Annotated in this window: 10 protein-coding genes; 6 read left to right on the top strand and 4 right to left on the bottom strand. The window is 62.6% G+C overall.

From position 1 onward, the window contains the following. Window positions 1-117: 117 nt before the first annotated feature. The 3 genes from fepC to fepD are packed head-to-tail and all read right to left on the bottom strand — an operon-like array spanning window position 118 to window position 2,905. The gene (gene fepC / locus CWM52_RS25520) at window positions 118-912 is read right to left on the bottom strand and encodes an iron-enterobactin ABC transporter ATP-binding protein (RefSeq protein ID WP_100686613.1); all 795 of its coding nucleotides are present in this window, start codon (window positions 910-912) and stop codon (window positions 118-120) included. Further along, window positions 909-1,901, bottom strand: coding sequence for an iron-enterobactin ABC transporter permease (gene fepG / locus CWM52_RS25525; RefSeq protein ID WP_165785445.1), 993 nt, complete (start codon window positions 1,899-1,901; stop codon window positions 909-911). Before fepG ends, fepC begins: the two co-directional genes overlap by 4 nt. Further along, entirely contained in the window at window positions 1,898-2,905 is a 1,008-nt protein-coding gene (fepD, locus tag CWM52_RS25530; RefSeq protein ID WP_100686614.1) for a Fe(3+)-siderophore ABC transporter permease, read from the bottom strand. The genes fepG and fepD overlap by 4 nt, the downstream gene beginning before the upstream one ends. Window positions 2,906-3,142: 237 nt before the next feature. Between fepD and entS the strand changes: the two genes are divergently transcribed. Then, window positions 3,143-4,384: an enterobactin transporter EntS gene (entS, locus tag CWM52_RS25535; protein ID WP_100686615.1), complete on the top strand. Its 1,242-nt coding sequence runs from the start codon at window positions 3,143-3,145 to the stop codon at window positions 4,382-4,384. A 195-nt stretch (window positions 4,385-4,579) separates the two neighbouring features. On the opposite strand, the gene fepB is transcribed toward entS, so the two are convergent. Next, window positions 4,580-5,479, bottom strand: a complete 900-nt coding sequence (gene fepB, locus CWM52_RS25540; RefSeq protein ID WP_165785446.1) for a Fe2+-enterobactin ABC transporter substrate-binding protein — start codon at window positions 5,477-5,479, stop codon at window positions 4,580-4,582. A 248-nt stretch (window positions 5,480-5,727) separates the two neighbouring features. On the opposite strand from fepB, the gene entC reads away from it, so the two are divergent. From entC to entH, 5 genes are read left to right on the top strand one after another with little or no spacing between them, the layout of a single operon-like run. Then, window positions 5,728-6,903: an isochorismate synthase EntC gene (entC, locus tag CWM52_RS25545; protein WP_100686617.1), complete on the top strand. Its 1,176-nt coding sequence runs from the start codon at window positions 5,728-5,730 to the stop codon at window positions 6,901-6,903. 9 nt (window positions 6,904-6,912) lie between these two features. Beyond that, the gene (gene entE / locus CWM52_RS25550; protein ID WP_100686622.1) at window positions 6,913-8,520 is read left to right on the top strand and encodes a (2,3-dihydroxybenzoyl)adenylate synthase EntE; all 1,608 of its coding nucleotides are present in this window, start codon (window positions 6,913-6,915) and stop codon (window positions 8,518-8,520) included. A gap of 13 nt (window positions 8,521-8,533) precedes the next feature. Beyond that, window positions 8,534-9,385 (top strand): isochorismatase, encoded by an 852-nt coding sequence (locus CWM52_RS25555; protein WP_100686618.1) that lies wholly within the window; start codon window positions 8,534-8,536, stop codon window positions 9,383-9,385. Then, window positions 9,385-10,140 (top strand): 2,3-dihydro-2,3-dihydroxybenzoate dehydrogenase EntA, encoded by a 756-nt coding sequence (gene entA / locus CWM52_RS25560; RefSeq protein WP_100686619.1) that lies wholly within the window; start codon window positions 9,385-9,387, stop codon window positions 10,138-10,140. Before CWM52_RS25555 ends, entA begins: the two co-directional genes overlap by 1 nt. Then, the gene (gene entH, locus CWM52_RS25565) at window positions 10,141-10,554 is read left to right on the top strand and encodes a proofreading thioesterase EntH (protein WP_100686620.1); all 414 of its coding nucleotides are present in this window, start codon (window positions 10,141-10,143) and stop codon (window positions 10,552-10,554) included. Window positions 10,555-10,772: the final 218 nt, after the last annotated feature.

Below are 10,772 nucleotides of genomic sequence, written 5' to 3' on the forward strand. Positions count from 1 at the left end.
TCGGCCTTCGTCCCGTAGGCCCGCGCAAGCGCAGCGCCGCCGGGCATCATGCCAGCCTGGCTCAGGTAGCCCGGCTAAGCGTAGCGCGAGCCGGGAGTGTGGCAGCCATGGCGCTCACTACCGGCGCCCTAGCGGCACCACCAGCGGGGTATGGGTGACCGGATCGTCGATGATCATGCAGCGCAGGCCGTAAATCCGCTCGATCAATTCGGCGGTGACAATCTCTTTCGGTGCCCCCTCGGCGACGATTTTGCCGTCGCGCAAGGCAATCAAATGCGTTGCGTAACGGCAGGCCTGGTTAAGGTCGTGCAGCACCGCCGCCAGGGTATACCCCTTCTCGCGATTCAGCTCACTCAGCAGCTCCAGCAGATCGATTTGATGGCTGATATCCAGCCAGGTGGTGGGCTCGTCGAGCAGCATAATGGCCGTTTCCTGCGCCAGCACCATCGCAATCCAGGCCCGCTGCCGTTGGCCGCCGGAGAGCGTATCGACGCTTTGTCGCGCCAGGTCGGTTATTCCGGTCGCCCTCATGGCGCTGTTGACCGCGTCATCATCCTCTTTACGCCTGCGGGTAAACAGCGGCTGATGCGGATAGCGGCCGCGCGCCACCAGCTCCTGAACGGTAATATCCCCCGGCGTAGTGGCATTTTGCGCCAGCAGACCGATGCGTTTCGCCACCTCTTTGCTGGCATAGCGCTGGATCTGCTCACCGTCGAGATAAACATGACCGCTGGCCGGCGTCATCAGGCGACTCAGGGTACGCAGCAGCGTCGATTTCCCGCAGCCGTTAGGGCCAATGATCGCGGTGAAATGGCCGTCAGGAATGGTCACATTCAGCGATTCGGCGATGGTCTTTTTGCCGTACGCCAGGGTTAGCTGGTCGCCGCGCAAACGGGTCGTTTCGGCGGTCATTTTTTGCGGGACTCCTGAATTAACAGCGCGATGAGATAGATGCCGCCGAGGCTGACGGTCACCACGCCCACCGGTAATTGATAGGGCATAAACAGGCGCTGGGCGCTGTAGTCAGCCAGCGCCAGCAGCAGCGCGCCGCAGAGCGCCGATTGGGTTAATCCCCAGCGCGCGGTGCCGCTCAGGCGACGGGCGATATGCGGCGCGACCAGGGCGATAAACGAGATCGGCCCCGCCAGCGCGGTGGCGGCGGCGGTCAGCACCACGCCCACCAGCATCATCAGCAGGCGCGAACGTTCCACCCGCACGCCGAGCGCGCAGGCGGTATCGTCGCCCATCTCCAGCAGGCGCATGCGCCGCGCCAGCAGCGCCGCCGCGACCAGCATCAGCACAATCAGCGGCGCGGAGGGCCAGGTTTTCCCCCAGGTCAGGCCATTGAGCGAACCGGCATTCCACAGCCCGGCGGAGAGGGCGGTCTCCAGCGAGGCGCGCAGCAGCAGCCAGGTATTGAAGGCCACCAGCATGGCGCGAACGCCGATGCCAATAATAATCAGGCGGAACGTTTCGATGCCGTTGCGCCAGGCCAGCAGCCAGACCACCAGCGCGGTCAGCACGCCGCCGGTCATCGCCGCCAGCGCGATCGCCGTCAGGTTCTGGCCGAACATCACCATCGCCACCAGCACGCCGCTCCAGGCGCCGGTGTTGAAGCCCATCACGTCCGGGCTGCCCAGCGGGTTGCGCATCAGCGACTGAAAAATGGCACCGCTAACGCCAAGTCCCGCGCCGATCAGCAGGGCCATCAGCACCCGCGGCAACCGCCATTCGGTGACCACCATGGTGATATTGCGCGGCGCATCGCCCAGCAGAGCGGAAAGCACCTGCCCGACGCTGAGCGGCACCAGGCCGCTGCCGAGACCCCAGAGGGAGACCAGCAGGCTGGCGGCCAGCAGAATCAGGCAACTGAGCAGCAGTCGGCGGGAGGGGGCTATCATATTGCACCTCCGCGCGGCTGACGGCGCACCAGCCAAATCAGCACCGGCGCACCGATAAAGGCGCTGACTACCGAGACTCGCAGTTCGCCGGGAACCAGCAGGCGCCCCAATACATCGGCAAACAGCAGCAGGGCAGGGGTGGCCAGCAGGGTCACCGGCAGCGACCAGCGATGGTCGGCGCCCACCAGCCAGCGCGACATATGCGGCATCATCAGGCCGATAAAGGCGATGGGGCCAACCACCGCCGTGGCGCTACCGCAGAGCACGGTAATCGCCAGCAGGCCGATGACCTGAGTACGGGCGACCCGACTGCCGAGGGCGGTGGCGGTATCGTTGCCGAGACTCAGGCTGTTCAACGCCCGGCTTAACAGCAGCGCCACGGCGGCGGCAAGCACCACCGGCAGGAGGACGATTTTCAGCGTCTGCAGGGTGCGGATATCCAGCGAGCCAGCCTGCCAGAAACGTAGCTGGTCATAAACATCGGGATTGAGGAGCGCAATCCCGTTGGAGAGCCCCTCCAGCACGGCCGCCAGCGCCACACCGGCTAGCGTCAGGCGAACCGGGCTGAGTTGGCCGCCGCCCTGACTGCCGGTAAAGGCCACCAGCAGCGAGGCGCCAAACGCGCCGCAAAACGACATCAGCAACTGTTCCTGCGGGGAGTGGATGCCAAACAGCGCTGCGCCCAGCACAATCGCGAAGCTGGCGCCGGAGTTCACCCCGAGAATGCCGGGGTCGGCAAGGGGATTACGCGTCAGAGTCTGCATCAGCGATCCTGCCAGGCCCAGCGCGGCGCCGGCCAGCAGTCCCGCCAGGGTTCGCGGCAGCCGGGCGTCCAGCACGATAGTGCAGTCGGCACTCTGACAGGTACCGGAAAAAGCCTCCACGACGACGCTCACTGGAAGAGGTCTGGCGCCAATCAGCAGACTGAGAGCGATAGCAAAGGCTAAGACGAGTAACAGACCCGGTATGGCGACGGCGCGCACCGTGGTCGTAGAAAACGACATAATTCACATCCCTGATATGATAATGATAGTAATTATCGTTATCGATTCTATTCAGTTATGTTAGCATGGCGGACCACAAGAATGGTATACGCAAAATCATTCAGAATGCATCGCGGCGGCAAACGCACGCTTGTCTGGAAGCATCGCTAACCGTATGACCGGGCTAAGGAAGCGCAGCCCGTAAAGACGCAGGCTGAACGATCGCGCGTTGATGGAAAAGAATAACAAGGCGCTGTCATGAACCGACAATCCCGGCTGCTGAACCTCAGTTTGCTGCAAACCCATCCGGCGTTTCGCGCCGTCTTTATCGCCCGTTTTATCTCGATCCTGTCGCTCGGCCTGCTGGGTGTGGCGATCCCGGTCCAAATCCAGATGATGACCCACTCTACCTGGCAGGTGGGGCTCTCGGTCACCTTGACCGGCTGCTCGATGTTTGTTGGCCTGATGGTCGGCGGTGTGCTGGCGGATCGCTATGAGCGGAAACGGTTGATTCTGCTGGCGCGGGGGACCTGCGGCGTGGGCTTTGTCGGTCTGTGCCTCAACGCGCTGCTGCCTGAGCCGTCGCTACTCGCCATCTATCTGCTGGGGATCTGGGACGGTTTCTTCGCCTCGCTTGGCGTGACGGCACTGCTGGCGGCGACACCCGCGCTGGTCGGGCGTGAGAATCTGATGCAGGCCGGGGCAATCACCATGCTGACGGTGCGCCTGGGATCGGTGATTTCACCGATGATCGGCGGTCTGCTGCTGGCCACCGGCGGCGTGGCCTGGAACTATGGCCTGGCGGCGGCGGGCACGTTTATCACCACTCTGACCCTGCTGCGTCTGCCGCTGTTACCACCGCCGCCGCAACCGCGGGAACATCCGCTCAAGTCGCTGCTGGCGGGACTGAAATTCCTCTTCAATAGCCCGCTGATTGGCGGGATTGCCCTGCTGGGCGGTCTGCTGACCATGGCGAGCGCGGTGCGGGTGCTTTACCCGGCGCTGGCCGACGGCTGGCAGATGTCGGCCTCGCAGATTGGTTTGCTGTATGCCGCTATTCCGCTGGGGGCAGCGCTGGGGGCGTTGACCAGCGGTCAGCTGGCGCAAACGGCGAAACCGGGCGCTTTGATGCTGATGACCACGGTCGGCTCATTTGTCGCCATTGCGCTGTTCAGCCTGATGCCGGTCTGGGCATTGGGCGCGCTGTGTCTGGCGCTGTTTGGCTGGCTGAGCGCGATCAGCTCGCTGTTGCAGTACACCCTGATTCAGACCCAGACGCCGGAAGCGATGCTCGGGCGGATTAACGGCCTGTGGACCGCGCAGAACGTTACTGGCGATGCCATTGGCGCCGCGTTGCTCGGCGGGCTGGGGGCGATGATGACCCCGGTCGCGTCGGCGAGCGCCAGCGGTTGGGCGCTGGTGATTGTCGGCGTAATACTGATGGGGCTGCTGGGAGAGCTGCGTCGTTTCCAGCGTCCTGAGGCGGTCAGCGAAAGTTGAATGCGGTGAAATTTTCCGGTCAGGCACTGCGCCCAGCCGGGAACGAGAGTTAGCCGAAGAGCGTGGCGAGACGCCGCAGATATTGTAGCCCGGCTAAGCGCAGCGCCCGCCGGGAATGAGAGTTAGCCGAAGAGCGTGGCGGGATGTCGCAGATATTGTAGCCCGGCTAAGCGCAGCGCCAGCCGGGAATGAGAGTTAGCCGAAGAGCGTCGTGAGACGCTGCACTACCAGCATGGCGCTGTAGTAATCGAGGCGAAATGTTTCTGTACCGAGCGGATAGACGCGCTTGTTCTTTACCGCCGGGAGGTGCGCCAGCAGCGGGTTGGCGTAAATCGCCGCCGCATCTTTATCGTCGCCGGCGAACAGGAACAGGCTGTTGCCAGTGAGGCCAGCGGCTAAATTTTCTCCGCCCAGCTGGATAATGTCATGGCGTTTTCCCTGACTCTGGCTGGTATGCAGACCGGCGGGCAAGGTCGCCAGGGTGAAGCCCAGCTGTTCAAGCATCTGGCCCTGAGCGGATTCCGCTGTCCACAGGTTGGCGCTGTGGGCGGCGGCGGTGTACACCAGCGCGCTCACCGGCTGCGGCGGGAGTTTCATCTGGTGCTTCAGGGTGGCGAGTTGCTTATCGAACTCGGCAATACGCGCCGACGCCTGCTTTTCCTGGCCGGTGATGTGCCCCAGTTCGGTCAACAGCGCCTGCCAGCTTTTGTCATCGTAATTAATGATAAGCGTCGGCGCGATGGTGGAGAGCTGGTCGTACAGCGCGAGGGCGGAGTCACCGCCGGTGGCGCTAATCAGAATCAGATCCGGCATTTGCGCGGCCACGGCCTCGGCGCTGGGTTCGCCGATGTACAGGCGCGCGAGCTTACGTTCTTGCGCGACGGCGCTCCACTGACGCAGAAATCCCTGAGCGTCGGCCACGCGGTTATTCGGCGTGGTGGCGCCGCTGGCGACCACCGGCGCGTCAATCGCCAGCAGCGAGCCGGTGAGGGTGACGCTGGTGGAGACAATGCGCAGGGGTTTGCTTTCCAGCGTATGCGCACCGCGGCTATCGGTCACCTGACGAGGCCAGTCGGCCGCCAGAGCTGAAGTCATTGCTAAAAGCGCCAGCCCGCAGGCCAGCAGGGTACGGCGACATAATGTGGACAAATTCACGTATTCGCATCCTGATTAAGTTGATATAAATGCGTCTCATTTTCAACTTTGTCACGCATGGATGCAAGCCTAAGTCGCACAACATGCCGTTTGTACGGTTGACATGGCAGGCAATACCTTTTAGGTTACCCAACAAAAATATAAATGATAATTATTCGTAATATCTTTATCGTTTTTTGGAGGATGATATGGAAACGTCACTGGCCGAGGAGGTACGGGAACAAAATATGACCCTGTCGCCGGAAAGCTTCTTCTTTATGTCGCCGCACCGCAGTTTTCAGACCGCGGGCTGTTTTCGCCGTTTTTCCCATTCTGCCGCCGATGGCGCGCTGCTCAACGGCAAATTCCAGCACCACATGGCGGCCGCGTTCACCGACGCGAAGGCTGCCGGGATCCGTAAACCGGTGATGGTCGGCGCTATCCCGTTTGATACCAACCAGCCTTCCGAGCTGTTTATTCCTGAGAGCCTGGAGCATTTCTCCCGTACCGGCAAACAGCAGTCGGCGCGCTACTCCTGCACCCGGACGGCAATGGATGTCGTGGCGCGTCAGGACATTCCGCAACAGGATGCGTTTATGGCGATGGTGGAGCGGGCCGCTGAGCTGACCGCGACGCCGGAAGTGGACAAGGTTGTCCTGTCGCGCCTGATCGATATTACCACCCGCGAATGCGTGGACAGCGGCGCGCTGCTTGAGCGCCTGATCGCGCAGAATCCTGCCAGCTTTAATTTCCACGTGCCGCTCTCCGACGGCGGCGTACTGCTGGGCGCCAGCCCGGAACTGCTGCTACGCAAAGAGGGCGATCGTTTCAGCTCCCTGCCGCTGGCCGGTTCGGCCCGTCGCCAGCCGGATGACGTGCTGGATCGCGAAGCGGGTAACAAACTGCTGACATCCGGAAAAGATCGCCACGAGCACGAACTGGTGACCCAGGCGATGAAGACGGTGCTGACGCCGCGCTGTCGTGAGCTGTCGCTGCCGGATTCTCCGCAGCTGGTCACCACGCCGACGCTGTGGCATCTGGCGACGCCGATTGAAGGTACCGCGCTGGCGCAGGAAAACGCGATGTCGCTGGCCTGCCTGCTGCATCCGACCCCGGCTCTGAGCGGTTTCCCCCATCAGGTGGCGAAACGACTGATTGCCGAGCTGGAACCGTTCGATCGCCAGCTGTTCGGCGGCATCGTTGGCTGGTGTGATGACGAAGGGAACGGCGAGTGGGTGGTGACGATTCGCTGCGCCCGCCTGCGCGATCGCACGCTGCGTCTGTTCGCCGGCGCGGGGATTGTTCCGGCCTCCTCTCCGCTAGGGGAGTGGCGCGAAACCGGCGTCAAACTGACGACCATGCTGAATGTGTTTGGCTTGAATTAAGAGGCGATGATGATTGCATTTAACCGCTGGCCGGAAAGTTTTGCCGCCCGCTACCGCGAAAAGGGTTACTGGCAGGATCTGCCGCTCACCAACCTGATTACCCGTCACGCCGACAGCGACGCCATCGCCATTATCGACGGTGCTAAGCAGTACAGCTATCGTCAGTTCAATCAGCAGGTGGATAACCTGGCCTCATCGCTTCAGCATCTGGGGCTCAAGCGCGGCGAAACCGCGCTGGTGCAGTTGGGCAACGTCGCCGAGTTCTACATCACCCTGTTCGCGCTGCTGCGCATCGGGGTGGCGCCGGTGAACGCGTTGTTCAGCCATCAGCGCAGCGAGCTGAATGCCTACGCGACGCAAATTGAGCCCGCGCTGCTGATTGCCGATCGCGAGCATGCGCTGTTTGCCGATGACCATTTCCTGAATAGCTTTGTTGAGCAGCACGCGTCAGTACGGGTTGTGCTGCTGCGCAACGATTGCGGCGAATACGATCTGGCGGCGGCGATCGCGCGGCCAGCGGAGAACTTTATCGCTAATCCGACACCTGCCGATGAAGTGGCCTTTTTCCAGCTCTCCGGCGGCAGTACCGGTACGCCGAAGCTGATACCTCGCACCCATAACGACTATGACTACAGCATCCGTCGCAGTAACGAAATTTGCGGCATCAGCGCGCAAACCCGCTACCTCAACGCGCTGCCCGCCGCCCACAACTACGCGATGAGCTCGCCGGGTTCCCTTGGCGTGTTTCTCGCCGGTGGCCGGGTGATTCTGGCCGCCGATCCGAGCGCAACCCTGTGCTTCCCGCTGATCGAACAACATCAGATTAACGTCGCTGCGCTGGTACCGCCGGCGGTCAGCCTGTGGCTACAGGCGATCCGCGAAGGGGCCGGGAATGCGCCGCTGCGTTCGCTGACGCTGCTGCAGGTCGGCGGCGCGCGCCTGTCGGCAACCCTGGCGGCGCGGATCCCGGCGGAGATTGGCTGCCAGCTTCAGCAGGTCTTCGGCATGGCGGAAGGGCTGGTGAACTACACCCGCCTCAACGACAGCCTTGAACGCATTATCAATACCCAGGGTTGCCCGATGTGCCCGGACGATGAGGTCTGGGTCGCCGATGCCGACGGCAATCCGCTGCCGCGCGGCGAGGTGGGGCGTCTGATGACCCGGGGTCCATACACTTTCCGCGGCTACTACAACAGTCCGCAGCACAACGCCGAAGCGTTTGATGCCGATGGTTTTTACTGTTCCGGCGATCTTATCTCGATCGACGAGGACGGCTACATCACCGTGCAGGGGCGGGAAAAAGATCAGATTAACCGCGGCGGCGAGAAGATCGCGGCGGAGGAGGTTGAAAACCTGCTGCTGCGTCATCCGGCGGTGATCCATGCCGCGCTGGTCAGCATGGAAGATAGCCTGCTGGGCGAGAAAAGCTGCGCGTACCTGGTGGTGAAAGAGCCGCTGCGTGCGGTGGCGGTACGTCGCTTCCTGCGCGAGCAGGGCGTCGCGGAATTTAAACTGCCGGACCGTGTGGAGTGCGTGGATGCGCTGCCGCTGACGCCGGTGGGCAAAGTCGATAAAAAACAATTACGTCAGTGGCTGGCTTCACGCGAGCCGGGCTGAAGGAGAAAAGAGAATGGCCATCCCTCAATTACAGGCTTACGCGCTGCCGGAAGCCAGCGACATCCCGGTGAATAAAGTGAACTGGGCCTTTGAGCCTTCCCGCGCTGCGCTGTTGATCCACGATATGCAGGAGTATTTCCTCAACTTCTGGGGGGAAGACAGCGCGATGATGGCGAAAGTGGTGGCGAACATTGCCGCGCTGCGCGAGTTGTGCAAACGGAATAACATTCCGGTGTTTTACACCGCGCAGCCGAAAGAGCAAAGCGATGAAGATCGCGCCCTGCTAAATGATATGTGGGGGCCGGGGCTGACCCGTTCGCCGGAGCAGCAGCGCGTGATTGCCGCGCTGGCGCCGGATGAACACGACACCGTGCTGGTGAAGTGGCGCTACAGCGCGTTTCACCGTTCGCCGCTGGAAGAGAGGCTCAAAGAGAGCGGCCGCGATCAGCTGATTATCACCGGCGTCTATGCCCATATTGGCTGTATGACCACCGCGACCGACGCCTTTATGCGCGATATTAAACCGTTCTTCGTCGCCGATGCGCTGGCGGACTTTAGCCGCGAAGAACATCTGATGTCGCTGAAATATGTTGCCGGCCGCTGCGGTCGCGTCGTCATGACCGAAGAGCTGCTGCCGCTGCCGGCCTCAAAAACGGCGCTGCGGGCGCTGATGCTGCCGCTGCTCGATGAATCCGACGAGCCCAGGGATGACGAAAACCTGATCGACTACGGTCTGGACTCCGTACGGATGATGGCGCTGGCCGCCCGCTGGCGCAAAGTGCACGGCGATATTGACTTCGTGATGCTGGCGAAAAACCCGACCATTGACGCCTGGTGGGCGCTGCTCTCCCGTGAGGTGAAATAATGGCCGCGCTGGATTTCCAGGGGCAAACCGTTTGGGTCACCGGCGCCGGTAAAGGCATTGGTTACGCGACGGCGCTGGCGTTTGTCGAAGCCGGCGCCCGGGTAAGCGGTTTCGATCTCGCGTTTGAGGGGGATAACTATCCCTTTGCTACCCACACGCTGGATGTTGCCAATGCGCAGCAGGTGGCCGAGGTCTGCGGGCATCTGCTGCAAGGCATTGACCGGCTGGATGTGCTGGTTAACGCCGCGGGGATTCTGCGCATGGGCGCGACCGATGAGCTGAGTCTGGACGCATGGCAGCAGACTTTCGCCGTCAACGTCGGCGGGGCGTTTAACCTGTTTCAGCAGACGATGGGCCAGTTCCGTCGCCAGCAGGGCGGAGCCATCGTCACCGTCGCCTCCGATGCCGCGCATACGCCGCGCATCGGCATGAGCGCCTACGGCGCCTCAAAGGCGGCGCTGAAAAGTCTGGCGCTGACCGTGGGCCTCGAGCTGGCGGGCAGCGGCGTACGCTGCAACCTGGTCTCTCCGGGCTCCACCGACACCGATATGCAGCGCACGCTGTGGCTGAGTGAGGATGCCGAGCAGCGCCGTATCCGCGGTTTCGGCGAGCAGTTTAAGCTCGGGATCCCGTTGGGTAAAATTGCGCGCCCGCAGGAGATTGCCAGCACGATCCTGTTCCTCGCTTCCGATCACGCCAGCCATATCACGCTGCAGGATATCGTGGTCGACGGCGGCTCGACGCTGGGGGCGTAAATGGCCTGGAAACGTCAGTTGACGCTGGAGGCGCTTAATGCCACCAGCGAAAATACGATGGTGGCGCATCTGGGGATCGTCTACACCCGGCTGGAAGAGGGGCTGCTGGAGGCGAGTATGCCGGTGGATGCGCGTACGCATCAGCCGTTTGGTCTGCTGCACGGCGGAGCGTCGGCGGCGCTGGCGGAGACGCTGGGGTCGATGGCCGGCTGGCTGATGAGCGAAGAGGGGCAGTGCGTGGTGGGGACCGAGCTGAATGCGACCCATCATCGGGCGGTCTCAAGCGGCCGCGTGCGCGGCGAGTGTCGCCCTCTGCATCTGGGACGTCAGAATCAGAGCTGGGAGATTGCGGTGTTCGACGAGCGGGGCCGCCGCTGCTGTACCTGCCGCCTGAGCACGGCAGTCCTCGGCTGAGGAGGGCTGATCCCGGCTGGCGGCGTAAACGCCTTAGCCGGGCTACGGGTCCCACGGGGCCTCTGTGTTGCGATATGTCTGCGGCTGGCTCCCCGGTGGCGCTACGCTTACCGGGGCTACGGGTCCCACGGGTCCTTCGTGTTGCTATATGTCTGTGGCTGGTTCCCCGGTGGCGCTGCGCTTACCGGGGCTACGGGTCCTACGGCTCCTCTGTGTTG

Origin of the sequence: Raoultella sp. T31 (genome assembly GCF_002806725.1) — a bacterium.
Lineage (GTDB): Bacteria > Pseudomonadota > Gammaproteobacteria > Enterobacterales > Enterobacteriaceae > Klebsiella > Klebsiella electrica.